The following is a 26,971-nucleotide window of genomic DNA, read 5'->3' on the forward strand; positions in this document are numbered from 1 at the left end:
GCTGCGCCGCTCAGGCAGTGGAAAGGAGTGCATGAAATGATACAGAGCAAACCGGTAGGTGCCCGTACGGTCCGCCAGTCGCTGTATAGCCAGATCGGTGGTGAAGCCGGTGTGAAACAGCTGGTGGAAACTTTTTATGATCTGATCGAGCAGCATCCGGAAGGGCATGCCGTCAACCTTCTACATCTTCGCGGGCATGGCGTGGCGCACTCGCGGGTCGAACAATTCAATTTCCTGTCCGGCTTCCTGGGCGGCCCTAACCTATATGCCGAGAAATACGGGCATTCGAACGTGCGCTTCATGCACGAGCACGTTGAAATCAATGCGGCGGCCAAGGACGCCTGGCTGACCTGCATGGATATGGCGATCGATGAAGTCGGTTACGCCCCGGAATTGAAAGAAGAATTGATGCGCAACTTTACCGTGGTAGCCGATTTGCTTGTGAACCGATGATCGGAAGTGCGGATTGTTGTTTTAATGCAACATTATTTCATTTTATTTAATTTTTTGTTACCCATTATTAATAATATGAAATTAAATTGCATTAAGATATACATGTTTTAAAAGCGGTTTCATTCACTTTAGGGAGATCACAATGAAGCAAGCAAGAAAATCGTTTGTACTCGCCAGCCTCATCGGTTGCACCATCGCTGTTGCCCAGCCGGTATACGCCGAAGAGGCGCCGGCTGCCGCGGCAGCTCCTGCTGCAGCGCCGGCGGAACCGGCATCGCCGCATACCCTGAGCGCCAACGTTGGCCTTTTCAGCCAGTACGTGTTCCGCGGTATTACCTATACCAACGAGCGCCCGGCATTGCAGGGCGGTTTCGACTACGCGCATGCCAGCGGCGCCTATCTCGGCATCTGGGGAACCAACGTGGATGACGCCGGCCTGTATGGCAATACGCTGGAAATCGACCTGTATGGCGGCTTCGCCAATACCATCGGCGATACCGGCATCGGCTACAACCTGGGTTTCCTCCAGTTCTATTACCCGGATAACGACAAGATTGCCGGCCAATCCCCGAATACGACCGAACTGAATGCCGCGCTGTCGTACAAGTGGTTCACGCTGAAGTACTCTCGCGCCGTGACCGATTTCTTCGGTTTGAACAGCGTCTCGCTGGGCGACGGCAAGGGCGATACCAAGGGCAGCGATTACTGGGAATTGAATTTCAATTACGTGCTCCCAAAGGACATCAACCTTGCGCTGCACGTCGGTCACCAGACCGTCGAGGATCGCTCGGACTTCGATTACACCGACTTCCTGATCGGCGTAAACAAGAACTTCTCCGTCGGATCCAGTACTGGCTGGAACGTTGGCGTCAACTACACCACGACGGACGCGGACGATGATATCTGGGTCGATGCCAAGGGCCATGAAACTGGCGACGATCACGTGATCCTGTTCCTGAAGCGCACGTTCTAAGGCAAGCAAGCAACAAGACAGAAGAAAAGGGCGCCTTGGCGCCCTTTTTAACGTTGGTTGAGACTGTTTTCGCTGAACAGGGCCTGAAATGCCATCATGCTGTCGACGTCGCCCTCATTGGCAAGGTCAGTAATGAACCCTTCCAGCGCGAGCAACTCGCCGGCACTGGAATAGACGCCCTTGCCTTGCTCCCAGACCCATTTGACCTGACCCGAGCGGGTGATAAGGCGGTAAACAAGCTGGAATTTCTTTTGGGAGGAAACGCATTGCTGCACACTCTCCCAGGCAAGTTGACGATCATCGGGATGAATGATCTGGACAAACGAAAAATTGGGTGCATTCACCATTTCATAGGGCTCGTAACCAGTCACTTCGAGGCATCCGTCGCTGGCGAATTCGAAACTCCAGTTCCTGTCGTTCTTGCATCGGTAGACCATGCCCGGAATGTTGCTCAGCAAGGTACTGAGAGAACGCCTGTTGGCGCGAAGGCTGGCCTCGGTGGTTTTCATGCGGTTGATGTCGGTCATGGTGCCGATGACACTGGTGCGTTCCCCCTTGTGGGAGGAGGTTGCCTTCGCACGCAGCTCGACCCAGAACGAATTGCCGTTTTTGGCGATCAGGCGGGTCTGGAGATGGCAGCTTGCCCGTTTGCCCAGTGTCAGCGAGCTGATGCGCGCCTCCACCATGGGTCTGTCTTCGGGATGAACGAATGAAATCAGCGGCTTGTTGAGGCTGTCCTTGATGGCGTGGTCGAGCAGATACTCCCAGGAGGGATTCAGGAAAATGAAATCCCCATTGGCGTTGACATGAAAAACGATCTGCTCGATGCGATCAATCAATAAATGATAATCGGATTGGTCGCCCAGATGGGTAGTCTGGGAAAGGGAGCTGGATGCTGATGAAAACTGCAGCAGGCTGTAGTTTGAGCTGCCATCCTCCCGCAAGGGCGAGAGCGCCATCTGAACAGGAAGAGTTGTGCCATCGTAGCAAAGAATACGCAGCGTAATGGTTTCGCTCTGCTGCTGGTGATGGGTATTGCCTGCAATGAATTTGGCAAGGTTGAGGTGATCCCCGGGATGCACGATATTTGTCAGCGGCATGCCGATAATCTGATCGCTCATGCCGGACATGCCCAATTCGTTAAGGAAGGCCTTGTTGGCAAATACGAGATTGTAGCCATCCAGTACTGCGGCCGGAGTGGCAAGGTTGGCGGAGACATCCCGCCCCCAGGTGATGTTGTCCAGTTCCTTTTTTTTCTGTCCGTTCGTAATGCGTGTGGTCAGGATCGGATAAACGGCTATCATAAGCATTGCCGACAGAAGAACAGCTAGGATGGCAAAGAGTGAGGCCACATGGATTTTGAAAGGGGCGCTGCCGTCCCACCATGTACCGAATACCAGCATGAATACGAGACTTAGCACGGCCATGCTGAAAATGTATAAACTCATCTTGAACAACCTTAAGCAATTAACTGAATTTAAACCATTAAGGAGCAGGCTCTGAGCCTCTGGACAAAACCGATCGAGTACTGGATGCACGAGGTCCATCAACTCAGAAAACATACGCTTTACCTGCGTTTGCTCATCTTGCTGCTGTGCGTCGCCATGGGCGTAGTGCTGATCATGGCGGGGTCGCTGTTTCTTGTCGATTATATTCCTGTGAGTCAGTCCGCGCTGAAAAAGATCAATCATCAGCAATTATTGTGGACAACAGGCATTGAAGCCGCAGAACGTGAAAATGCATCGAAAATGCAAGGAATCATCCAGAACCTCGATGCGTCCATGCTGGATGCTTCGGATGAGGATCTCACCTGGCTGTTCCATCAGGATAATCCTGATTTGATCGAGGCTTCACGACAGTTCCAGAAGGCCCAGAACGCGTTTGTTGCCTCGCGTGTCGCTCAAAATCCCCCCGCGATGAGGCTTGAGCTGGCTCGTCAAGTAAACAAGACATACGATGTCATGGCGCAAGCGATCGCGCAGGATCTGGAGATCAAGCAATCGGTCATTTCGCTATTGCAACTGGTGGCCTTGCTCCTGATCATGTGCTGCATTGCCGCCATTGCCCTGGGCGGGCGCAGGGTGATGGTGGATAGAATTGATCGGCTGCTTTCCTTCATTCCCGATAGCCTGATCGAAATTACTCCAACCGCCAGGGAGGACGAGCTTTCGCTGCTTGAGCAAAAGCTTTTCGGCATCATGACGCGTCTGGAGGGGCTCGTTGCAGGCAGAACATGGGCGGATCAGACCAGTGAACGGCTGAGACGCATGATGCGTGCCCAGGAATTCCTGCTCAGATTCGTCGAAACCGTGACGCATGAGGTGCTGAGCGAGATGAGCTTGCGCAAGCTTCTGCATGCGCTGGAAAAGGCGCTTAACGTCAACAATGCGGCTGTCATTTTTGCCGAGGGCAACACCCAGATTTCGTCGCATCAGGTGGTGTTTTCCCATCACAGGCCCATGCCTCTGAGCAAGGAAGTCCTGTATGAGCTATCCCAGTCCGGCCTGATGAATTTCGTGGAATTGAGCACCGACAGAGCTGAAGTGAGATACCTGGCCCTGGCATTTTCGAGTGCTACCGATGCCATGGACGTTCTCCTGATCGAGACCGAGCGAGACCGTTTCCTGGAGGAGGGCGAGATCCAGCTGCTGGAGTTGACGACCCAGCTTCTCTCCATGGTGATCGGCTATCAGGGACGAGACCAGGAGGGCCGCCGCATCGCCTTGCTGGAAGAACGGGCAGCCATCGCCAGGGAGTTGCATGACTCGCTCGCGCAATCGCTTTCATTCATGAAAATCCAGATTGCCCGTCTGCAATCGAGCTCCGGGCAACCCGACGCGGCAAATCAAAGCTCCGCGGTCATCGCCGAGCTTCGCGAAGGGCTGGACAACGCCTATCGCGAGTTGCGCGAATTGCTGGCGACGTTCAGGGTACATATGGATGTACGCGGCCTTGGCTTCGCCATTCAGTCGGCGATCGACGAGTTTTCCCAGCGGTCCAGCCTGTCCATCGCCCTCGATAACCGCTTGATCAATTGCCGCCTGACCGTCAACGAAGAATTCCATATCCTGCACGTCGTGCGCGAGGCACTCTCGAATATTGTCCGGCACTCGGGCGCGAGCAATGTTTCGATTGCGCTGGTCTATCAGTCGAATGGTACGGTCATGGTGACTATCGACGACGATGGAGTAGGATATAAACCAACGAATGATGGCCAGGATCATTATGGCCAGGCCATCATGAAGGAGCGGGCTTACAGCCTGGGGGGCGACATCGAGGTGATGCCCAGACGCAACGGGGGCACCCGCGTAAGGCTGGTCTTCACTCCCAAGCTGCCGCAAGGATAAAAAAGGATATGACCATGAGCGACATCATAAAAGTAATGCTGATAGACGATCACGCCCTGTTCCGCAAGGGCGTGGGGCAAATGATTTCTGCTGACCCGCATTTCGAGGTAGTAGGGGAGGCGGCCTCCGGCCAGGAAGGCTTGGACCTGGCGCAGAAATTATTGCCCGACATGGTCCTCATCGATCTCAACATGAAGGGTATGAACGGCCTCGAAACCCTGCGCCGGTTCAAGGCCACCACGCTCAATGCGCGCTACATCGTGCTGACGGTATCGGACGCCGAGGACGATCTGCTGGAAGCGCTGCGTGCCGGCGCCGATGGCTATCTCTTGAAGGACATGGAGCCGGAAGACCTGTGCGCCAACCTGCTCAAGGCGACCACCGGGGTCACTGTGCTGCAGGATAGCCTGACAGAAGTGCTGAAACATGCGCTGCTGGAACCCACCGTACGAAAAACCACCAGCGATGCGGCGCTCACCGAGCGCGAGCACGAAATCCTGGAGTGCCTGGCCGATGGCATGAACAACAAGACCATCGCCCGTAAACTGGGCATCAGCGATACCACCGTCAAGGTGCATATCAAGAACCTGCTGCGCAAACTGAATCTGACCAGCCGGCTGGAAGCGGCGGTATGGAAGCATCAGAACACGCCCAAGGGATAAATTACACCTCCGCTTGATGCCAAAATAAAAAAGCCACGTAGCTACGTGGCTTTTAGGCGCACTGCAGGGCGTACTCAGTCTCCGAAAAGCTTGGTCGCATCCTGGGGAACCTTGATCGCGAAAATCTTGCGGACGGTTTCTAGCGTTTTCCAGGTGACCTTGGAACCGGCTGGAACGAAGAAGCTGTCGCCGCCGACATAGGTTCTGGATTCGCCGCCCGCATCGGTCAGCGTGGCCTTGCCCTCGAACATGTGCACCATTTCATCAACGTTGTAAGTGACCTGGTAAGTACCTGGCGTGGCTTCCCAGAAACCATTGAGATACTTGCCGTCAGCCGTTGCATGTTCAATCCAGGTTTTCATGGTAGGAGAGCCTTCGACGGGCTTCCAGCCTTCCAGGTCTGCCGTGATCGGGGTTGAATTGCCTGCGCCTGCTTTGCCAAACGATACTATTGTCATTTCCTGCCTCCTGATTTCATTAGTGTAGAAACGGATAGGGCGCGCCCAACCCTGAAGAAAAAGCATTCAATGGGTGACGCGCCCCGATACAGTCAGGTATTACGGGTTATTACAGGGGTGCGCGCTGGCCGCAGAAGAAGCCGACGGCGCGGTTAGGCGTTTCGAAAATGATGCGATCGCCATCGCTGAAATAAAGTACGTCGCCGACCTTGGCATTGTATTTCTTGCCGGTGTTGGCTTCGGTAATGTTGAATTCGCCTTCCACGACGATTTTCATTTCTTCGTAGTCGTAGGTATAGTCCAGCGGCTTGCCTGCTTCCAGATGGAAAAAGCCGGCACACAGCGGCTTGTCCTTGTTGTTGGCGCTGGCAAGCGAGGACACGAATGTGTCGCCCAGCCAGGCGGCAACGCCTTCGACGTTCATGGAAGGCTGCTGGTCCTTGAAGGCCTGTTGTTTATATTTCATGTCTCTTCTCCTGAAAAGTTATTGAGCTGATTAATAAAGCGAGCCTCAATTTAATCGGAGCGTGGACCGCAAACAATTACACCTAAGTGGTACTCAATAAGAAGCAGCCAGCAAAAAATCAGGGGAAAGTTGGGAACAAGTCGATATTGTTGTATGTATAATAACAGTAATATTATTTAACCTATATTCACGTTACGTTTATTTTTTACCATGGAGGCTAGGACATGAGCGACAAGATTTACATGCGCGTAGGCGAGGCACTGGTGGCAGGCGGACCGGCAGGGACAGCAGCAGAGCCGGAGGTGGCAATCGGCGAAATGGATGGGCCGATGGGCGTGGCCTTCGGCACGCTATTGGGCGATCAGGTCAAGGGTCATACGCGGGTTCTGGCAATCCTGAATACCGATGTCATGGTGCGTCCGGCCACCATCATGGTCAGCAAGGTCACGGTTAGCGATAGCCGCTACACCAATATCCTGATGGGGACTGTCCAGGCCGCCGTTGCCAACGGCGTGCTGGATGCGGTCAGGAACGGCGACATTCCCAAGGATAAGGTCAACGATATCGGCATCATTGTCTCGGTATGGCTGAACCCCGCCGTCGTGGAGCAGAAGGATCTCGATCACAAGATTCTGTTCAATATCCACCGCGAAGCCACGGCCAAGGCGATACACAAGGCGATGGCCAACAAGCCGGACATCGACTGGCTGCTTGAGAATCAGGACAAAATCACGCACAAGTACTACCAGATGGGTCTCGACGGCAAGCTCTAACGTGAGGGATTGCCGCGCATGAATGCCGATATGCCCGTATTCCGGCTGCAACGGGGAAACAGCCCGCTGCTGGTTTCGATACCGCATGTCGGCACGCATTTGCCGTCCTGGCTGCTGCCGCGGCTGACACCGGCGGCATTAAGCCTCCGCGATACGGATTGGCATCTAGACCAACTGTATGGTTTTTTAAGCGATCTGGATGTAACCGTGCTGATGGCCACGCACTCGCGTTATGTCATCGACCTGAACCGGCCGTCTGACAACGTCAGCCTTTATCCCGGACAGAACACCACGGGATTGTGTCCGCTGGATAATTTCGACGAACAAGCACTTTACAATCCGGGAGAAGAGCCGGATTCCCGGGAAATTCATGATCGCGTAGCTACGTACTGGCAACCCTATCACGCCGCGCTGGCTTCCGAGTTGTCCAGGCTCAAGGCCATGCACGGCCGAATAATATTGTGGGACGCACATTCGATACATTCCCGCGTCCCGCGGTTTTTCGAAGGGGAGTTGCCCCATCTGAATCTCGGCACGGCCGACCAGCTTTCCTGCGATGCCGCGCTGGCCGAGCGCCTGCTCGACATCATGCAAAGCAAAGGCAACTTTACATCCGTGATGAATGGCCGTTTCAAGGGCGGATACATCACGCGTCATTACGGCCAGCCCGCAAGCGGAGTGCATGCCTTGCAGATGGAGATGGCAATACGCACCTACATGGCCGAAACAGATTTTCCGGAATTCGATGCGGCACGCGCAGAACCTGCCCAGACACTCTTGCGCGCCATGATGGCCTTCCTGCTGCAATGGTGCTCAGAAAATCAACATGAATAACCAAAGAGGAGAATGAGATGGACCCCAAGCCAGCTGCTTTTTCAACCCAATGCATACATGCCGGTGAAATCGACGATGCGCTGGGGTCGCCTCACTTACCTCTATACGACACCACGACATTCAAATTCGAAACGACGGCTGATCTGCTCGATGTCATCGAAGGCCGCAAGGATGGCTATCTTTACACCCGCTATGGAATGAATCCGAGCATCCGCAGTGTCGAAACGAAACTGGCCGCGCTGGACGGCGCCGAGTCCGCGATGGTTTTTTCCTCAGGCATGGCGGCATTGTCATCGCTTTTCCTGGCGCATGGCCGCCGAGGGATTGTGTGTATCGGTGACGCATATGGCGGAACGCTTGAGTTATTGGGCAGCCAGTTACCCGAACTAGGGATTCAGACCCACCAACTCCTGCTGAGCGAGCAGGGCCGTCTGGAAGAGCTGCTCGACAGGGGCGTCGGGCTGGTTTTTTTCGAAACCCCGACCAACCCCCGGCTTGAGCTGATCGATATCAGTGCAGTCGCCGACATCGCACATTCGTATGGCGCACTGGTCGCGGTGGATAACACATTCGCAACGACAGTCAACCAGTTGCCACTGGCGCTAGGCGCCGATATTGCCATGCAGAGTGCCACGAAGTACCTGGGCGGGCACAGCGATCTGACGGCAGGGGTGCTGTGCGCAAGCAAGGAGCTACTGGAGCCGGTACAACGGTGGCGCAAGAATCTCGGGCAAATGCTCGCCCCGGATACAGCACACCGGCTGGCACGCAGCCTGGGTACGCTGGCTATCCGGGTGGAGAGGCAGAACGCCAACGCCATGCAGATCGCGCGGTTCCTGCAACAGCACAAGGACGTGCGGCAAGTATATTACCCGGGCCTTTCGGAGTTTCCCGGCCATGCGCTAGCCCGCCAGCAGATGTCCGGCTTCGGCGGCATGGTCAGTTTCGATCTTCGCGGCTCCAGGGAACAAGCGATACGGTTCACCGAACGTTTGCGTGTCATCAGCCTGGCACCCAGTCTGGGCGGCATCGAAAGCCTGGTCACCATGCCGGTCACGACTTCGCACCACGATATGGCGGTGGAAGAAAGAAACAGTCGCGGCATTTCCGATACCATGATTCGGATGTCCATCGGCATTGAGGATGTGACTGATCTTATTGAAGATCTGGCACAAGCGCTGGCAACACTGTCAGTCTAAAAACCTCTCATCCGCATCCGCAAGGACCAGCCAGAGTTTCCCACTTTTTTTGTGGATAACCTTGTGAGCCCGCTGCGGGTGCGTGATGTAATGTCGTGATTATTAATCACAATTAAACTTGCGTAATGTTTAATCAAAATGACTATCTTTGGTTGGGCCTTCATGTCTGCCGTAAACAAGGAAAGTTCATTACATCTGAGAGCGCATATGTCCTCAAAATACTCCATCCGTAACGTGCTCAGTGCTGCCTGTTTAACATTCGGGCTTGCGGTGGCCAGCGCGCATGCGGCAGAGATCAGCACGCACAAGCATGAGCACGGTACTGCTTCAGTCGAGCTATCACTAAACAACGGTAAGAAATGGGTAACCGATGAGGCCCTGCGAAAGGGGATGCAGAATATTCGCGCAGTAATGCAACCCTCATTACATGACATTCATATTGGGAAGTTTTCCGGCACGCAATACACCGGATTAGCCGGGAAAATTAGCAATGAGATAAGCCATGTCGTCGCCAATTGCAAACTCGAGCCGCAAGCGGATGCACAACTGCACATTATCATCGCCGAGATAATGGATGGAGTGGACGCAATGGAAGGTAAGGTAAAAGAGGCCAACCGTCAGGCTGGGGCTATCAGGGTTATGAATGCATTGGATAATTATGCTGCCTATTTCAACCATCCAGGCTGGAAGCCACTAAGACACTGACTGAATCATCGAACTAAAAGCGCGGCCTGATTAAACCCGCCAAATCATTCCGATCCAAACAACGCATCTGTTGCCTTACAAACCCGTTTTGATCCACCATAATTTACGCATTAGGCCGCGATCTTATTTATCTGATGCGAGTGCCTGCAGGATCAATGATTTGTAGAGGGTCAAAGATCGTTTGATAGCGTCAGGGTCACTATTGGATTTTGATAGCAGGAGGGCGCCTTCAAGGGTGGTGATATATAAATCGCTCCATGCTCTAGCATCGATTTTTTGGCCGGCATAGTTGGACGCGCGTTCGAACATTTCAAGCAGCGTTGCCTGCCAGTCAGCAAAATACTTCGAGGCAGCCTTAAACAGTTGCTCATTACTCTCGGCAAGTTCGATCGTAAAGATAGCCAGCATGCACCCCTTGCGCAGCTCAGGGTCCTGATAGGCTTCGATGGCAAAATCCAGATAGCCTTCCAGGAACTGGATCGGGTCAGGAGCATTGTTGAACGGCGCTTTTGATTGTCGTTCTTCGGCATCGCTCCAGAATTTGCTTAGAGCAGCCTCGCCAAGCGCATCTTTGCTGTCGAAATGATAGAAAAATCCACCCTTTGTAATCCCGGCCGACTCGCATACGGCATCGACCGTCATGGCCGAATAGCCGCGGGCCAAAATCAGATCGCGGGCACCGACCAGGATTCGCTCTCGCGACATGGCCGATTTGGACTTGCCTATCGCCATTCGAAAACCTCATTTATAAAACTGTTGACAAACAATACCACAAGAATAAGATACCAACCAGTTGGTATTTTTTATGAGAGGGTCGAGAATGAACAAGAAGCTGATTATTTGGTGCTTGATGTCGTCTCTTTTTGTAGGGACTGTTCAGTTGGCACATGCAGAAGCTGTAGATAAGTACTGGCAGGGGATGCAGAAGACATACTTCCCGAATGCCTCCCTCGAAGAAAGCGATGCGGTTAAGATTACTGCGCCCCAGCGTGCAGAAAATGGCGCACAGGTGCCGTTTGCATTCAGCATTGATTACCCGATGACCGATGGGCGCTATATCAAGGCGGTATCTGTCATCGCAGACGCTAATCCGGTGCCCTTGGTCGCTGTTTACCGGTTTTCCCCCAACTCAGTTAAGGCAGAAGTCTCAACCAGGATCAGGCTTGAAATGGATTCTTATGTGCATGTAGTGGCAGAGACCAGCGACGGTAAATTCCTGATGAACAAAGTACCAATTCGCGCTGCCGGTGGCTGTGGCGGCACGATTGGTGGTGACGAAGCTCTCGCTCGCCAGGTGGCGGGCAAGATGAAGCTGTCGGTCAAATCGGAGGATGCCACTCCTGTCAGGAAAGCCCATCTTTTGATCAAGCACCCCATGAACACGGGCCTGCAGCGGGATTTGGTTTCCCAGGGATTCAGGCCTGCCTTTTTCATCAGTAAAGTTGTAGCGAAGTTTAACGATCAGGTTGTTTTCGATGCAGATACCTATATCGGCGTAAGCGAAGATCCGAATATTCAGTTTCCGTTCAAGGCGGATAAACCGGGAACACTCACGGTGCTGATCCAGGACAACGAAGGCAAGGAGTTCACCACCGTCAGTGACGTTCTCGTGAATTGACAGCATGAAAGCACTATTAGCAGGCCTTGAGTCATCAATAGGGCAGCTAGACTTTTATTACCAACTGGAGGAGTTTGAAAATGATGGATTGGAACGGTTATCGAGACGAGTTGATGGGCCGTATCGGCGACTTGGCAAAGCTGAGTCCCGATACAGTGAATGGCTATATGACGGCAAGTGCCGCCGGGTCAAAAACCAATCATCTTGATGCAAAGACGCGTCAGCTGATCTCTTTAGCGGTTGCTGTCACAACCCGATGTGATGGTTGTATTACCGTTCATGCGAAGGAAGCCGTCAAAGAAGGGGCTACGGAAGCCGAAATCTCCGAGGCTCTAGGCGTCGCAGTCGCCATGAATGCTGGCGCAGCTCTTGTCTATTCTGCGCGTGCACTTGATGCAGTTAAAAGCGTCGAGCTCTAGTAATAAAAAGTGGTTGGCCGGCTGAGGCAGATCTAGCTGAGGCAGATTTATATTAGGGGCCTCAGCTATTCGCTGGAGAATCGCGAAAACAGGGCCGTCTTTTTGATGGCCTTCTTAATTGTGCCGACGATTTAACATAATATACATTATGCGAAGTATTAAATTATTTCAGACGGTCAAAAGGCAGGCTCTGCTGCTGCTCTCGAGATCGAAAAATTGCCTCGGCCTTCTGGTTCCCTGGGTTTTCCATCCAACGGCATAAAAGCCGCACCAGTTCTGCATCAACGCCTGAATCTATCAGGCGTTTTTTTCGGCTGCGATCTGACGATAAATTTTTCATGAAATCGTCAGCCGCCACTATTCGGCCGGAATCTCAGCCTCGACGAGTTGCGCCAGCAACGTGAGTGAATCCTGCCAGCCGAGATAGCACATTTCCGGCGGGATGGCCTCAGGGATGCCTTCCTGCACGATGTTCAATTCGGTACCACCTGAGACCGGTTTCAGGGAAACCGTAGTCTGCATGATTCCGGGCAAATTCGGATCGTCGAACTTGTCCGTGTAGCGAATGCGCTCATGAGGCACCAATTCGAGATATTCGCCGCCGAAAGAATGGCTTTGACCGTTGCTGAAGTTTGTAAACGACATTTTGCAGGTGCCGCCGACCTTGGCATCGATATGATGCACCTTCCCAGTGAAGCCGTTGGGAGGCAGCCATTTTGCCATCGCATCGGGATCAAGGAAGGCGCGGTAGATTCTTTCAGCCGGCGCACGAAACACACGATGCAACCGGATTGTGTTGGTGGACATGGCAATAACTCCTTTTGCTGTGAAGTAGTTTTTGATTTCAGCGCATGAAGTTCAAATGCGCCCATATCGGCCTAAGCTGCTCCACCGGCACAGTAATTACTCTTCTACTGGCAGGCAAAACCGATACGTATTCTTTCCACTCTTCTTCGCCACATACATTGCCTCATCTGCCTTCCTGAGCAATGCCTCATGGTCTACCGCATCATTAGGATGAATGGCAATCCCGATACTCCCACCGATCTGGCTTTCGTGGCCTTTGAGATTGAATTTTTCCGAGAGCGTTTCGATGATTTTCTCGGCGACGGCGGCGGCGTTTTCGTGTGTCCCGATATCGTTGAGGACAAAGGTGAACTCGTCGCCGCCCATACGTGCGGCGACGTCAGATTCGCGGATAACGGTCTTGAGGCGGATGGCGACTTCTTTTAGCAGCTCGTCACCGGCGTCGTGGCCTAGGGTGTCATTGATCTGCTTGAAGCCATCGAGATCGAGGAACAGGACGGCAGTTTTTTGTTGGCGACGTTTTGCCAGTTTGATGGCGTGTTCGAGCTGGTCTAGAAACAGACTGCGGTTGGGCAGCCCGGTAAGATGATCGTGGTGCGCCAAGTGCTTGATTTTGCGTTCGATGAGCTTGCGTTCTGTTACATCGCGCACAATGGCGACGAAGAAGCATTGCTCCTTGATTTTCATTTCCGAGGCAGAGAGTTCCATGGGGAACTGCTCGCCGTTCTTGCGGATGGCAACGACTTCCTGACCGCGAATGCCGGCCGAGCCATGATGGCTGGATTCCAAGTAACGCTGGAGCTCCGCACGGTATTGGGCTAACAAGTCCGGTGACAGCAGCAGCGTGACAGGTTTGCCGGCCACCTCCTCCTGCGCGTAGCCGAATATCTCTTCGGCGGCGGGATTGAAGCCTTCAATCTCACCGGATTCGCTGATGGTGACGATGCCATCCATCGCGTGGCGGATGATGGCGTTCAATTGGTTCTGGCTGTTTTCCAGCTCGGTCTTGATGCGCTTGAGATCGGTGACGATCTGCCAGAACAGCTTGGCCTCGAGGCCGCTGGTCACTTTCTTGTTGTCCAGGGCGCGGCTGACCTCTTCGGCAACGGCATCGTCGTGGGTCAGGTTGTACACGATGCAGTCGGGATACTCCTTGCAGACAGGCAAGGCCTGACTGACATTGCCATAGGCCGGGATATTCCTGGCTATTGCGAGCTGGATACCGGGTGCCTCCTCGTCGGGATCGACAATGCCAAGGACTTCGACATGCTCGTCCTCGATGAACATTTCGAGCAGCGCCGCCCCTCCTCTTCCCGCGCCAAGAATCAGAACCGGGTAACCATGAATTTTTCTTATCGCCATGCGTATGCCCTAACGTAAGTTCTTCAAGCCGTTGCTGAAATGGCCTGAATCAATTCTTCGGGAGTATAGCTTATTGAAATAACATGGGATCTCATTCCGTAGCGCTCGCATGTCGCTTTGCTACGCAACAATCGTCACCAGGCTTTACGACAACCGTTAAAAACAAACATTCCGGTTAAATTCAATGCGCCAACAAAAAACTTCTGCCGGATCAGGCAGCAACCATGTTTTTAGGCGCGTACGGATCAGCGTGAATCGTGATGGAAGCTATCTCGTAAGCGAGAAGAATATTGACTATTTTTCAAATGCTTGAATATTATACTTAAAGACGATCCTATAGGCTCAAGCGCCGGTTGCCGCTTTATCCGGGCGCCAAAACGTGCCCAATAACCTCGGTCGTTTGTAATACACCCGCACCGCCAGCAGGATAAACAGCACCACCGCATAGATAAAAGGCTCGCTCACATCTTTTTTGACCAGCCACCAATAATGCGTCACGCCGAGGATGGCGATGAGATACACCAGCCGGTGCAGCATCTTCCAGCGCTGACGCAGGCGGCGGATCATCGCCTGGTTGGAAGTGACAGCCAGCGGGATCATCAGCACGAAGGCGGAAAAACCGACCAGCACGTAAGGATGCTTGGCGATATCGTGCACGATGGCCTGCCAATCGAACCATTGATCCAATCCGGCATAGGCCAGCAGATGGAGGCAGACATAGAAAAACGTGAATAGCCCCATCATCCTTCGCAATTGCACCAGCCAGTTGATGCCGAAGATCAGACGAATGGGCGTGACGCTAAGCGTGACCAGCAGGCACACCAGCGTCCAGGTGCCGAGCGAACGAATCACGAATTCCACCGGATTCGCGCCCAAGCCATCGGTCAAACCCAGCCAGACCAGACGCGCAAGAGGCAATAGCGCTATAACAAAAAACGCTATCTTTGCATTTATAATCAAATTATTGCGTTGCATATCAAAAGTACTTTTTAAGATCCATGCCGGCGTACATCTGGCCGACCTGCTCGGCGTAGCCGTTAAACATCAGCGTCTTGCGGCGGCGTGCGAACAGCCCTTCGCCGATACGCCGTTCGGTCGCCTGCGACCAGCGCGGATGATCGACATTCGGATTCACATTGGAATAGAAACCGTATTCGCTCGGCCCAGCCTTCATCCAGCTGCTGACCGGCATTTTTTCGGTAAAGCGAATTTTGACGATGGACTTGATGCCCTTGAAGCCGTATTTCCATGGCACCACCAGGCGTAGCGGCGCGCCGTTCTGGTTAGGCAGCACCTCGCCGTATAGCCCGACGGCCAATATCGTCAGCGGATGCATTGCCTCGTCCAGGCGCAAGCCCTCGTTGTAAGGCCAGTCCAGCACGCCTGATCGCTGCCCTGGCATCATCTGCTGGTTGTCCAGCGTGATAAATTCGATGTATTTGGCATTGCCGGTCGGCTCGGCCCACTTGATCAGATCGGCCAGCGGAAACCCGACCCATGGAATCACCATCGACCAGCCTTCGACGCAGCGCATGCGGTAAATCCGCTCTTCCAGCGGCGCAAGCTTGAAGATGTCATCAATGGCAATGCTTTTGGGGCGCTTCACCTCGCCCTCGATGTTTACCGTCCACGGGCGCGTCACCAACGACCCGGCATATTGGGAGGGGTCGGATTTGTTCGTGCCGAATTCGTAAAAATTGTTATAGGTAGTGATGTCCTCGTACGGCGTCAGCTTTTCGTCGCTGCCGTAAGGCGTCTTGACGAATTTTCCGATTTTCCTGCGCGGGGACTGCGCCGCCGCTGCGTCGAACGACATGCCGCTAAGCATTGCCGCGCCTGCAATAGCGCCCAGCCCGGCAACCTTGATGAACTCGCGCCGCCCTTGGTAGATTTCGCGAGGGGTGATCTCCGAGGCGGGAATGATGGGTACATGTTTCATGACGGGTCTCCTTCCATGCGCATGAGTCGCATGAGACCGCAGAACCTTACAAGATATTTGCCACCCGTTTTGCTAGGGCGGACCGCCCTGCTGCGTAGTGCTCGGAACCGATTCAGCCGCAATGATTTCCTTCAGCAACTGCTCTGCACCCAGCTTGCTCGCCATGTTTCTGGCCAGCGTAAACTGCTCCTTCGCCTCATTGCCGGCACCCTTGGCCGACTTTACGCGCGCCAGCATGTAGCGGGCTTTTGCCTGCCAATAGGAGTCGCCGGCCTCGGTGATGGTTCCCAGAAATTTCCCCAGCCATTTTTCAGCATCGGCATACCGCTGCGCGACCAGGCAAACGCGGCCGAGCTCGATATTGGCATGGGCATAATGATTGAAGTCGCCGGCCCTTTCTTCGAACAGCATTGCCTTGAGCTGATGCTCGATGGCCTTGTCGTGCTGTCCCAGCAGGCTGTTGGCAGCGGCAATGCGGCCATGGCTGTCAGCGCGTTCATTGTCGTTGGCGGCCAGCTTGAGCCCCAGCTGATACTGCTCCAATGCGCCGGCGGCATCGCCGCTTTCTTCCAGCGCGGATCCGATCTGGTTGAGATTGATCAATTCGAAACCTGGATTTTTCTCGGCTCGGGCAATCTCCAGGCTGTTGCGATAATACACAATGGCTTGTGAGGTATTTTTTGCTTCGCGGTATTGATTGCCAATCAACGTCAGCGCAACGATGCGCTCCACCGGCTGCGTGGAAAGTTTCTCCGCAGCCTGCAAGGCCGTCAGCGCTTCCTCATGCTGGTTAAGCTCGCCTGCCGCACGGCCCAGGCAAAGATAGGCATCGCGCTTGTTGGGCGCAGCACGAACTGCCTCACGGGCCTGCACGACGGCTTTTCCGGCATCGCCGGCTTCCAGTGCGCGGCTGCAGCCATCCACGCCATCGGCTAATGCGGAGTTGGCAGCAATGGCAAGAACGATCAATAAACAATGCTTGAATTTCATCTGAGATATTGCGACCAGTCGTGGCTGGAGGCTCCTGTGGCAAAAAAGTCGGGATTGAGCAGCGAATCCTTGGTGTTGTAGCGAAACGGCCGATTATCGGTGCCCACCAGGCGGCCGCCCGCCTCTTCCAGCACGCACTGAGCGGCAGCGGTATCCCATTCCGAAGTCGGGCCCAGGCGCGGGTAGACATCCGCACGGCCTTCCGCCACCAGGCATATCTTGAGCGAACTCCCCATGCTGATCAGCATATGGGGGCCCATGTTGGACAGAAACCGGATCAATCGCTCTCCGGCATGCGAGCGACTGCCGGCCACCGTCACCTGCGTTGCATCAAAAGCGCGTGCCCGGATAGGCTGCGGCGGCTTGCTGCCGAGCTTGCGGAAGGCGCCCTCGCCTTTGGCGGCGTAGAACAGCAGATTGAGGGCCGGCGCAAAAACCACGCCCAACACCGGTTCGTGATTTTCAATGAGTGCAATATTGACCGTGAATTCGCCGTTGCGCTTGATGAATTCGCGCGTGCCATCCAGCGGATCGACCAACCAGTAGGTATCCCAGGCCTTGCGCTCGGCATATGGCAAGGCCTCGGACTCTTCGGAAAGGATAGGCAGCCCAGGCGTCAGTTGCGACAGGCCTTGCTCGATAATGTGATGCGCGGCGAGATCGGCCTGCGTCAGCGGCGAATCGTCATCCTTGCGGCTGACGGCAATTTCGCCGTCGTAAACTTCCATGATTGCGCGTCCTGCCTCGAGGGCGATGGCCGCAATCGGCTCCATCAAATCGTGCTTGTTCATTGGGCGGGTGCGGCGATGACGCGATTGCGTCCTTCTCGTTTGGCTTGATAAAGCGCCTCATCGGCGATCTTGAGCAGTTCTTCCGGCGAGGCCATGCCTGCGCATTTTTGCGCTACGCCCACACTCACCGTCAGGGGCAAATCGATGCCTTCGACATTGATCGGCTTCCCCTCGAAAGCCTCGCGCAGCCGCTCGGCCTGGCGTATCGCACCGGGAAGCGCGGTTTCGGGGACCAGGATGATAAATTCTTCGCCGCCGATGCGGCAGGCGATATCGGGGCGCCGGGAATGCTCACTCAGCATTTCGGCAAGACGTTTCAGGGCGATATCGCCAATGTTATGGCCGTAGTTGTCGTTGACTCTCTTGAAATGGTCGATGTCCACCAGAAGGATGCTGAGCGGCCGGCGATTGCGTTCGGAAGCCACCCATTCGCGCGCCAGCCTGTCCATTGCGTAACGCCGGTTGTAGAGGCCGGTCAGTGCGTCGGTCAGCGCTGCCTCCTCGGCACGCTGATTGGCAATAGTGAGTTGCAAGGCATTGCGGCGCAACAGGTCGCATTCCTTGATGACCTCGCGCTGTACGGACACGATACGCATACCAGCCTTGAGGTGCGCCAGCAACTCGGCACGGTCGATGGGTTTGACGAGATAATCGTCTGCCCCGGCATTCAGGGCTTCGACCATTTTTTCCTTGTCACTCAAGGCGGTCAGCACCATGATGTAAAGATAACGGCCGATTTCGGTTTCGCGCAGCGTACGCACCAGTTGCAGCCCGTCGAAACCGGGCATCATCCAGTCCGTGATCATGATCTGCGGCTGATGTTCCAGCACCATGCGCAAGGCATCGCGACCGCCAGACGCCGTGTGCACCTGATGCCCGGCCGTGACCAATATCGTTTTCAGCAATTCCACTGCAACCGGATCGTTATCGACAATCAGGATATCCATTGGAGCATGCGCTTCGGATTCGAGATTCACCTTGAATTCGCTTGTCACCACCATGTTGTCCATATCGCTCCGGAATTGCGCATCCTGTTGCGCATCGGGAAAGGCCGCCACGTCAGGCACCTGGATTTCCAGCAAGGCGCTCCACTCTTTCCATTCAATGATCATCTGATTGACCAGGCTGATCAGCATCTCGGCATCGAGATCCAGCTTTCTCGCAATCGGAAAAAGCTTGTCCATGACAGCGGATCGGTCCTTGTCGCCCGCGAAACACAAGTCTGCCAGCCGCCATGCCAGATGGAAACACCAGATGAGGCGCACGCGCCGGCTGGTATCCGAAAAACCGGCCATGCCCGGCAGTTCCTGATATAGAACCGCCTCATTGAAAAATTTTGGTATGCCCCAATCCGCCATCATGGCCGCCGATATCTCGGCATGGTTGAGACCGAATCGCTCCTCTTCCAGCGTCAACACGCGATCCGGATCGCCACCGGCTTCGGCAAGCACCTTGCCGTATTCCTCGCGATGAATGGCGGCCAGAGCAAGCTTGCCTATCTGCGACAGGAGTCCGCAGGTAAACATCTCGATGGGCGGAGCAACCCGCACTTCGGCGCCGAGTAGCTCCGAGGCAACGCCGATAGCGATGGAGCGCGACCAGAACCCCTGGTAATCGAATCCCTGGGCCTGCCCGCTGCGGTGTGCCGAAACCAGCGAAAACGCCAGCACGACCTGCCGCAAGGACTGAATGCCGATGGTCATCAGCACATCCGGCGAGAGCGAAACAACCGGACGGAGCCGGCCGTACACGGGTGAATTCGCCATTTTCAGGACACGCCCGACCAGTCCGGGGTCCGCTTGCATCGCATGGATGATTTCGGGCAGTGCAACATTGCTTTGCTGGCAAAGCTCGATGAGCTTCATCGCCGTCCCCTTGGGGGATGGCAGGCTCCCGCTGGCTTTCAGTTCGATGTATTTTTCGTTATACGTCATTGCCGCCAGTGTGAGCTATTCGCCCTGTTGCCGCAACAACCCATTATGCATAATACGATCGGCACGGCATGCCGTAGCGAGCTTATTCCAACAGCTGCAGCAAGGCCGTTTCGTCGATGACGGCAACACCCAGTTCCTGCGCTTTCGCGAGCTTGCTGCCAGCCTCTTCGCCCGCGACGACATAGTCGGTTTTACTGGAAACGCTGCCGCTCACCTTGCCGCCGGCAGCCTCGATCATTTCCTTCGCTTCTTCGCGCTTCAGTGTTGGCAAGGTGCCCGTCAGCACAAAGATCTGGCCGCTCAGCCGCCCGGCGCTCGCCGAACGGCTGCCCTGCCCTTCCTGTATCTCAATACCGCCGATTTCCGGATCGCGCAGTTGCGCGATGATCTCGCGGTTGTGGGATTCCGAGAAAAACTGCGCAATGGACTCCGCTACCACCGGCCCGACGTCCGGCACCTCTTGCAAGGCCGCGGCATCGGCAGCCGCGATGTTACCCAGCGCGCCGAAATAGCGCGCGAGATCCTTGGCAGTGGCTTCGCCGACATTGCGGATGCCTAACGCATAGACAAAACGCGCCAGCGTCGGCCGCTTGCTCTTTTCGAGCGCTTTCACGATGTTCTGCGCCGACTTTTCCGCCATGCGCTCCAGCGCCGACAACCTGGGTACGTCGAGACGGTAGAGATCGGCCAGGGTATGCACGATATTGCCATCGACCAGCTGATCGACCAGTTTTTCACCCAGGCCTTCGATATCCATCGCCCGGCGCGAGGCGAAATGGAGAATAGCCTGCTTGCGCTGGGCCGGGCATACCAGCTCGCCGGTGCAACGTACTGCCGCTTCTTCCGGCAGGCGTACCGCGTGCGAACCGCACACCGGACAAACATGATGGATCGCTTCGAGCAGAGAGTAAGGCCTGGAACTCTCAGGGCGGCGATTCAATATCACCGACACCACTTCGGGGATCACATCGCCCGCGCGGCGCACGATCACGGTGTCGCCGATGCGCACATCCTTGCGGTCGATTTCGTCCTGGTTGTGCAGGGTTGCATTGGTCACCGTGACACCGCCGACGAATACCGGTTTCAGGCGCGCCACCGGGGTAATCGCGCCGGTGCGGCCAACCTGTACTTCGATGTTCTCGACGACGGTCATTTCCTCCTGCGCCGGAAATTTGTGCGCCACGGCCCAGTGCGGCTCGCGCGTGCGAAAGCCCAGCTCGCGCTGCAAATCGAGGCTATTGACCTTGTAAACCACGCCGTCGATGTCGTAAGGCAGGCTGTCTCGTTTAGCGGAAACAGCTTGGTGAAACGCGATCAAAGAGTCTGCTCCGAGTCCGACTGTGCGCTCTGCACAAACCGGAAAACCGAACTCTTTCAACGCATCGAGCAACTTGCCATGCGTGGCCGGCACATTCCAGCCTTTCGTTTCACCCAACCCGTATACAAAGAAAGACAGTGGCCGCTGCGCCGCCAGACGTGAATCGAGCTGGCGGATGCTGCCCGCCGCACCGTTGCGCGGATTGACCAGCGTTGCCTTGCCAAGCTCGCGCTGGCGTGCGTTGTAGCGCTCGAAATCGGGACGGCTCATGTAAACCTCGCCGCGCACCTCCAGCACCTCGGGGGTACTGCCTTTCAGGCGCAAAGGAATCTGGCGTATGGTGCGGATGTTCTGCGTCACGTCCTCGCCCACTTCGCCATCACCGCGCGTGGCAGCCTGCACCAGCAGGCCATTTTCATAGCGCAGACTGATCGCGAGGCCGTCGAATTTCAGTTCCGCGGCATATTCGATGGGCGGGTCGCTGGCGTCCAGCCCCAGTTTTTTGCGCGTACGCGCATCGAAAGCCCATGCGCCATTGGGGGTGATGTCGGTTTCCGTCTCGATGGACAGCATGGGCATTCGATGCCGCACCGGCGCAAGTACGGAAACCGGCATGCCGCCCACGCGCTGCGTCGGCGACTCGGGTGTCAGCAGTTCCGGATGCTGCGCTTCCAGCGTTTGCAGTTCGCGGAACAGCCGGTCGTATTCGCTATCCGGGATTTCCGGCGTATCGAGAACGTAATACTGATAATCGTGATGAAGAATTTCTTCGCGCAGCTGGCGTACACGCTGCGCTGTTTGCTCGGAAACTGTCATGCGTCAGGAGAAAAGTCGGAGTGCGGAAGGTGTACCAGGCAGAATGAAACGCGCCACCATCCTGGTATGTATCATCTTGAGTTGCTGGCGGATTTTTTCGATTTCGATATCGCCCAATGCGCGCTGATTGTCGTCCACCAGAACTCCATCCAGCGCGGCCTCCAGCTGGCGCGCAAATGTCACCATGCGATTGAATGCATCCGAGCTGCTTTCCACCTTGGGTACATCCAGCTGGAAACTGACGCCGCGATAGAACACCGTGCGCAGAGTTTCGGGCTTGAATGGACGCTGATCCTGGCTGACCAGCGTAAACAGGGTTTTACCCTCGGCATCTTCATAATGGAATGCGCCATCCTCATGCAGCTTCAACCCGGCCGATTCGGCCAAACCGCGCAGCTTGGTACCGGCGAAAGGCCCACTGGCACCTTGCAGGATATGGAAACCGACCATCACGTCGACATCGATGCAAAACTGGTCTAGCTCGACAGAATATTGCAGAGGATCGTGCGCGCCATGCCAGTCAAGCTTGGCGCCCAGCATGGAGGCGAGGTTCTGCACCTGCTCCTGGAAAGCCATCAGCGCTCCCTGCGAGACCGGTCCGGCCCGGTCGGCCAATTGCAACGCGGCAACCAGTTGCGGATATCGGCCGGACGGAAGCTCCAGTGACAGGGCACGCCAGAAGCCGGCGTCATCCTGAAGAAACCATTGCACTGGCTTGTCGAATTTCGGCATCTGGCGGATAGCCATGATGAATGCGTCCATGTCCAGCGCGGACGGCAACGCCGCTTTGCCAATCAAGTCGATCTGCTCGTCCACTTCGGCCGGCATGGTACTGACCATGGGCTCCGCTGGCGCTTCGGCAGGATATTCTTCAGCAGCAAGCTGCTCTTCAAGAACCGGATATTCCTCGGCGGCAATCTCTTCGGCCACCGTTTGAACCGGCTCTTCCTCGGGTGCGGCGGCCTGGAGCGGCTCTTCGATAAAAGGAGTAGCCTCCAGCGCCGGCTCTTCCGGAAACACTTCAGTATAACTCTCGCGGACGGAGGGCTTTGCTGCGGGAGCCTCCTGCGTGGCAGCAGGCTCGGGCTTTTCCCTGGCGGGTATTTTCTGCGGGTGCAAATCTTCAAGCAGAACGTCTTCGGGAATCAGCGCTTCGCTGTAGCGATCCTCGACGCGAATGCTATCCGTCTCGAACGCGACCACGCGCTCCGGATCGATCTGGAAGTCGTCCATGAGGATGTCGTCCGAAGGCTCTTCGAAACGGCGGAGGTTCTCCTGCATGAAACGCCGCTCCTGCCACCAGTTGAAGAGGATGACGGCGGCGATGATTACCGCGCCGAGCGCGAGCAGAGACAATTGCAAGTCCGACATGCTATCGAGTTCCCGTTTTCTTCATCAATTTTCAGATTATAGACAACTTAGAGCCTATTTCAGTAGTATTCATCCCCCGCGTTGAGTCGGGGCGCGGATGGATGCAAGGCGCGGCGCGCAGCCAAGGGCTATTCCCTTGGCAAGCGGCGCAACGCCGCAGACGCCGGACCCGGACTCAACCCACAGGGCCGGCGCGCGGGATGAATACTACTGAAATAGGTTCTTATTACACCGGCAGCTCTGTTTGCATGCGCATCGCGGCCTCAATATCCACCTCGACAATACGCGAAACACCGGATTCCTGCATGGTAACGCCTATCAGCTGCTGCGCCATTTCCATCGTGATCTTGTTGTGGCTGACGAACATGAACTGCGTGCGTTCCGACATTTTGCGTACCAGATTGCAGAAGCGCTCGGTATTGCTGTCATCAAGCGGCGCATCCACTTCGTCCATCAGGCAGAACGGCGCCGGATTGAGACGAAATAGCGCGAACACCAGCGCCATTGCCGTCAGCGCCTTCTCGCCGCCGGAAAGCAAATGGATGCTGCTGTTCTTCTTGCCCGGCGGCTGCGCGAATACCTGAATGCCGGTATCGAGGATTTCATCGCCCAATAATTGCAGTTGCGCCTGCCCGCCGCCGAACAACGTCATGAACAGTTCGCCGAAATGGCGATTGGCTTCGTCGTAGGTCTGCTGCAGGCGGCTGCGCGTTTCGCGGTCGATGCGGTGAATCGCCTCTTCCAGCATGGTGATGGCCTGCTCCAGATCCAGCGCCTGGCTATCGAGGTAAGCCTTGCGCTCGCGTTCGCTCTCCAGCTCCTGAATCGCGGCCAGATTCACCGCGCCCAAGGCGAGGATCAACTCATCAAGACGCTTGACCTCGCGATCCAGTTCCTCGGCCTTTGCATTTTTTGCCAGCCCATCTTCGAGAGCCGCTGCATCGAACTGCGTCGCCGCCAGTTGCTCCGCGCAGCTTTCGAAATGCAGGCGTGCCTGCTGCTCCTGCAGACGGCTTTGCTCCAGCTTGTCGCGCATCGGATGCAGCTGCTGCTCGGTTTGCAGGCGGCTGCGTTCCATTTCCTGCAAACGCTGTTCGATACCGGAAAGGGCATTGCGGGCTTCTGCCAGCCCCTGTTCACCTTGCCGCCGGATTTCCAGCGCTTGTTCCAAAGCCACTTTCAAGGCATCGGACGAAGACTGCGCCAGCTGCGATTCTGCCTCGGCACGACGTATCGAAAGTGAAGATAAAATCTCATCCAAAGATTTAAATTTATCTTCCATATCATTGATATTATTCAATATCAATTTCTCAGAGAAGGTCTGCTGCTGCGCCAGCCGCTCCGCTTCCATCAAACGGTCACGCGCCTCTTTCAAAGCCGCTTCGGCATCCTGGCGCACCCGCCCTGCCCGGTCGCGCTCCTGACGGAAATCGCCCAACCCCGACTGCAAATCCTCGATGGCTTTTTCACGCCCGGCGAATTGCGTTTCGAGCTCGGACTGCTGCTGCACCAGGCGTTCGCGTTCCGAGACCAGTTGCTGCTGGCGATCCCGCGCGTGTTGCCGCTGTTGCTCCAGCCGCTGCATCTCCATGCGCAGCGCATGCAGGGCCGATGTTTTCTGGCGTTGCGCATGCTGCGATCCGGAAATCTGCCCGCGCAATTCATGTAACTGTCGTTCGGCAGTCTGTACCGCGCCTTCCTGTTGCTGCTGGGTTTCTTTCAGCGCGGGCAATTCCGCCGCGATCTGCCCCAGCTCGCGCTGCCGCTCCAGCACGCCATGCAAGCCTGATTGGGGGGCATAAAGCGCAGCGCTATGCCGGGTATAGACATCGCCCTGGCGCGTGACCAGCCATTCGCCGGGATTAAGTTGCGCACGCGCGCTCGCCACATCCTCGTTATCGGGAGCGAGCCAGGCATGCGACAGCCAGTCGTCCAATACACCCTTAACCTGCGCATCCGCAACGCCGACGCAATCGCTCAAGGACCGCCAACCGGCCGGGTGCTCGCGAGCACTGGATATCGACTCGCCTTCGTGGAACAGCACTACCGCAGCCGGTGGCCTCTCGTTACCATTTATGGCACCAGGCATCGCATTCAGGCGGCTCCCCAACAAGCCCTCAAGCGCGGTTTCGCAGCCGGGCTCGACCTCCAGGAATTGCCATAACCGTTTTTTGCTGTCGATGCCCAGCCTGGACAGCCAGCTATCCAGCTTGCCTTCATGCCCCAGCGCCTGTTGAAGCTTTTGCAACGCGGCGAGTTGTGCCTCGGCCTGCGCAATCCGGTGCGCTTGCCGGTGGCTTTCCTGTTGCAATGTCTTGAGTTGATCCGCTTGCCGCTGCTCGTCGGCGCCAGACTGCGCCAGCACGGCCTCCAACTCGGCCAGTTGCGTCTGGAGAATGCCGCATTCGGCCTCCTTACCGGCGAGTATGGCGGGATCGGGCAATACCAGCCGTTTTTCGTCCTCGATCAGCCGCTGCAAACGCTGGTTAAGCTCGCCCAATGACTTACGGGCATGTTCAAGATGCGTGCGTTCAAGCTGGATTTTCTGTTCGGCCTGGAGAATCGCGGTCTGAATCTGGCTGAATGCGGCCTGCGCATCGCGCCCGTCCTGTTCCGCGGCCGGCAAGGCCGCACGCGCGGTTTGCAATAGCTGCTGCGCACGCTCGGCGTCGCGTGCCGCCTGCTGCTGTTGCTCACGCAAAGCGGCAAGCTGGCCTGTGTGGTCCTGGCGTTGGGATGTTGCTTTCTCCTGTTCGGCGGTGATCTGGCTGAGCTGATTGATCAGCCGTTCGCGGTTTTCCTGCACATGGCGCAGTTGCTGCTCCAGCGCAGACACCTGTGCGTTGGCTTCGTAATAACAACCTTGCGCGACCTGCACCGCCTCGCCGCCGCCATGGTGTTCCAGCCGCAGTTGCTCGAGCTCGTTTTCAATCTTGCGCAGCTGCGCCGTCTGGGCTTCGAGATCGACCGCCAGACGCTCCACCTGGCGCCGCGAACGCTCCCACGCCTGCGCGGCATCGCGTTTCTTCAGCAACCAGAACTGGCCCTGTGCCCGCGCCTGCGATTGACGCAACTGGTGATACTCCTGTGCTACCAGCGCCTGCGATTCCAGCCGCGCGATCTGCTTGTCCATCTCGCGCCTGACGTCTTCCACCCTCGTCAGATTTTCGCGCGTATCGCGTAGCCGCAACTCGGTCTCGCGGCGACGTTCCTTGTATTTGGATATGCCGGCGGCTTCTTCCAGGAATACGCGCAGCTCTTCGGGTTTGGCTTCGACGATGCGCGAAATGGTGTTCTGGCCGATGATGGCATAAGCGCGACCGCCAAGGCCGGTGCCGAGAAAAAGGTCGGCAACGTCGCGCCGCCTGACGGGCGTATTGTTGATGTAGTAGGTCGAACCGCTATCGCGATGCAGCACGCGCTTGACGGAGATTTCGGCGTATTGCGACCATTCGCCGCCGGCCCCGCCTAGGCTGTTGTCGAAGAGGAGTTCAACACTGGCGCGCGACACCGGCTTGCGGTTGCCGGAGCCGTTGAAGATCACGTCCGACATCGACTCGCCGCGCATTTCCTTCGCGCTGGATTCGCCCAACACCCAGCGGATGGATTCCATCACATTGGATTTGCCACAGCCGTTGGGGCCCACCACGCCCACGCGCTGGCCGTGGATATGCAGCGTGGTCGGGTCGACAAAGGATTTGAATCCGGCGAGCTTGAGATGGGTCAGGCGCAATTG

25 protein-coding genes are annotated in these 26,971 nt (G+C 56.0%); 10 read left to right on the forward strand and 15 right to left on the reverse strand.

From position 1 onward, the window contains the following. Positions 1-36 precede the first annotated feature (36 nt). Positions 37-453, forward strand: coding sequence for a group II truncated hemoglobin (locus A7976_RS01145; RefSeq protein ID WP_067105947.1), 417 nt, complete (start codon positions 37-39; stop codon positions 451-453). A 142-nt stretch (positions 454-595) separates the two neighbouring features. Then, on the forward strand, positions 596-1,426 hold the full coding sequence (locus A7976_RS01150) for a TorF family putative porin (RefSeq protein ID WP_067105948.1): 831 nt from the start codon (positions 596-598) through the stop codon (positions 1,424-1,426). Between the two features lie 47 nt (positions 1,427-1,473). Here the strand turns inward: A7976_RS01150 and A7976_RS01155 are convergent, their stop codons facing one another. Continuing rightward, a complete protein-coding gene (locus A7976_RS01155) occupies positions 1,474-2,988 on the reverse strand; it encodes a PAS domain-containing protein (protein ID WP_205633423.1) in 1,515 nt (504 codons plus the stop codon). Here A7976_RS01155 and A7976_RS01160 point away from each other — a divergent pair. Together A7976_RS01160 and narL are read left to right on the forward strand one after the other, a co-directional pair. Beyond that, a complete protein-coding gene (locus A7976_RS01160) occupies positions 2,959-4,773 on the forward strand; it encodes a histidine kinase (protein WP_082877910.1) in 1,815 nt (604 codons plus the stop codon). The genes A7976_RS01155 and A7976_RS01160 overlap by 30 nt on opposite strands. An 8-nt stretch (positions 4,774-4,781) precedes the next feature. After that, entirely contained in the window at positions 4,782-5,435 is a 654-nt protein-coding gene (gene narL / locus A7976_RS01165) for a two-component system response regulator NarL (protein ID WP_371440591.1), read from the forward strand. 74 nt (positions 5,436-5,509) lie between these two features. On the opposite strand, the gene A7976_RS01170 is transcribed toward narL, so the two are convergent. Together A7976_RS01170 and A7976_RS01175 are read right to left on the reverse strand one after the other, a co-directional pair. Then, entirely contained in the window at positions 5,510-5,893 is a 384-nt protein-coding gene (locus tag A7976_RS01170; RefSeq protein WP_067105950.1) for a cupin domain-containing protein, read from the reverse strand. A 109-nt stretch (positions 5,894-6,002) separates the two neighbouring features. Next, complete coding sequence (locus A7976_RS01175) at positions 6,003-6,359, reverse strand: cupin domain-containing protein (RefSeq protein WP_067105952.1); 357 nt, start codon at positions 6,357-6,359, stop codon at positions 6,003-6,005. Positions 6,360-6,583: 224 nt separating this feature from the next. Between A7976_RS01175 and fae the strand changes: the two genes are divergently transcribed. The 4 genes from fae (at position 6,584) to A7976_RS01195 (ending at position 9,870) form a co-directional block, all read left to right on the forward strand. Further along, positions 6,584-7,132, forward strand: coding sequence for a formaldehyde-activating enzyme (gene fae / locus A7976_RS01180; protein WP_067105955.1), 549 nt, complete (start codon positions 6,584-6,586; stop codon positions 7,130-7,132). Positions 7,133-7,150: 18 nt separating this feature from the next. Further along, a complete protein-coding gene (gene hutG / locus A7976_RS01185) occupies positions 7,151-7,966 on the forward strand; it encodes an N-formylglutamate deformylase (protein WP_067105957.1) in 816 nt (271 codons plus the stop codon). Positions 7,967-7,983: 17 nt separating this feature from the next. After that, positions 7,984-9,165: a PLP-dependent aspartate aminotransferase family protein gene (locus tag A7976_RS01190; protein WP_067105959.1), complete on the forward strand. Its 1,182-nt coding sequence runs from the start codon at positions 7,984-7,986 to the stop codon at positions 9,163-9,165. Positions 9,166-9,303: 138 nt separating this feature from the next. After that, entirely contained in the window at positions 9,304-9,870 is a 567-nt protein-coding gene (locus tag A7976_RS01195) for a hypothetical protein (protein ID WP_131800981.1), read from the forward strand. Positions 9,871-9,993: 123 nt separating this feature from the next. Here A7976_RS01195 and A7976_RS01200 read toward each other — a convergent pair whose 3' ends face one another. Then, a complete protein-coding gene (locus A7976_RS01200) occupies positions 9,994-10,602 on the reverse strand; it encodes a TetR/AcrR family transcriptional regulator (protein ID WP_067105963.1) in 609 nt (202 codons plus the stop codon). 88 nt (positions 10,603-10,690) lie between these two features. Here A7976_RS01200 and A7976_RS01205 point away from each other — a divergent pair, with 88 nt between their 5' ends. Both A7976_RS01205 and A7976_RS01210 read left to right on the forward strand, forming a co-directional pair. Further along, on the forward strand, positions 10,691-11,488 hold the full coding sequence (locus A7976_RS01205) for a quinoprotein dehydrogenase-associated SoxYZ-like carrier (RefSeq protein WP_082877911.1): 798 nt from the start codon (positions 10,691-10,693) through the stop codon (positions 11,486-11,488). 80 nt (positions 11,489-11,568) lie between these two features. Further along, positions 11,569-11,907 (forward strand): carboxymuconolactone decarboxylase family protein, encoded by a 339-nt coding sequence (locus A7976_RS01210; protein ID WP_067105967.1) that lies wholly within the window; start codon positions 11,569-11,571, stop codon positions 11,905-11,907. 163 nt (positions 11,908-12,070) lie between these two features. On the opposite strand, the gene A7976_RS15120 is transcribed toward A7976_RS01210, so the two are convergent. The 11 genes from A7976_RS15120 to smc form a co-directional block, all read right to left on the reverse strand. After that, on the reverse strand, positions 12,071-12,247 hold the full coding sequence (locus A7976_RS15120) for a hypothetical protein (protein ID WP_165601707.1): 177 nt from the start codon (positions 12,245-12,247) through the stop codon (positions 12,071-12,073). A 17-nt stretch (positions 12,248-12,264) separates the two neighbouring features. Then, positions 12,265-12,714, reverse strand: a complete 450-nt coding sequence (locus A7976_RS01215) for an SRPBCC family protein (RefSeq protein WP_067105969.1) — start codon at positions 12,712-12,714, stop codon at positions 12,265-12,267. 96 nt (positions 12,715-12,810) lie between these two features. After that, the gene (locus tag A7976_RS01220; protein ID WP_067105971.1) at positions 12,811-14,076 is read right to left on the reverse strand and encodes a diguanylate cyclase domain-containing protein; all 1,266 of its coding nucleotides are present in this window, start codon (positions 14,074-14,076) and stop codon (positions 12,811-12,813) included. 342 nt (positions 14,077-14,418) lie between these two features. Then, positions 14,419-15,051 (reverse strand): sulfite oxidase heme-binding subunit YedZ, encoded by a 633-nt coding sequence (locus A7976_RS01225; protein WP_067105973.1) that lies wholly within the window; start codon positions 15,049-15,051, stop codon positions 14,419-14,421. A gap of 1 nt (position 15,052) precedes the next feature. Further along, complete coding sequence (gene msrP / locus A7976_RS01230) at positions 15,053-16,015, reverse strand: protein-methionine-sulfoxide reductase catalytic subunit MsrP (RefSeq protein ID WP_067105975.1); 963 nt, start codon at positions 16,013-16,015, stop codon at positions 15,053-15,055. 72 nt (positions 16,016-16,087) lie between these two features. Beyond that, complete coding sequence (locus A7976_RS01235; RefSeq protein WP_131800982.1) at positions 16,088-16,984, reverse strand: hypothetical protein; 897 nt, start codon at positions 16,982-16,984, stop codon at positions 16,088-16,090. Positions 16,985-17,001: 17 nt separating this feature from the next. Continuing rightward, positions 17,002-17,796: a 3'(2'),5'-bisphosphate nucleotidase CysQ gene (gene cysQ, locus A7976_RS01240; RefSeq protein WP_067105979.1), complete on the reverse strand. Its 795-nt coding sequence runs from the start codon at positions 17,794-17,796 to the stop codon at positions 17,002-17,004. After that, positions 17,793-19,730, reverse strand: a complete 1,938-nt coding sequence (locus tag A7976_RS01245) for a diguanylate cyclase (protein ID WP_067105981.1) — start codon at positions 19,728-19,730, stop codon at positions 17,793-17,795. Before A7976_RS01245 ends, cysQ begins: the two co-directional genes overlap by 4 nt. A gap of 82 nt (positions 19,731-19,812) precedes the next feature. Next, positions 19,813-21,864, reverse strand: coding sequence for an NAD-dependent DNA ligase LigA (gene ligA / locus A7976_RS01250; protein ID WP_067105983.1), 2,052 nt, complete (start codon positions 21,862-21,864; stop codon positions 19,813-19,815). Positions 21,865-21,867: 3 nt separating this feature from the next. Continuing rightward, positions 21,868-23,235, reverse strand: a complete 1,368-nt coding sequence (locus tag A7976_RS01255; protein WP_067105985.1) for a cell division protein ZipA C-terminal FtsZ-binding domain-containing protein — start codon at positions 23,233-23,235, stop codon at positions 21,868-21,870. A gap of 226 nt (positions 23,236-23,461) precedes the next feature. Then, a complete protein-coding gene (gene smc, locus A7976_RS01260; RefSeq protein ID WP_067105988.1) occupies positions 23,462-26,968 on the reverse strand; it encodes a chromosome segregation protein SMC in 3,507 nt (1,168 codons plus the stop codon). Positions 26,969-26,971: the final 3 nt, after the last annotated feature.

Source organism: Methylobacillus sp. MM3 (assembly GCF_001645185.1).
Classification (GTDB): domain Bacteria; phylum Pseudomonadota; class Gammaproteobacteria; order Burkholderiales; family Methylophilaceae; genus MM2.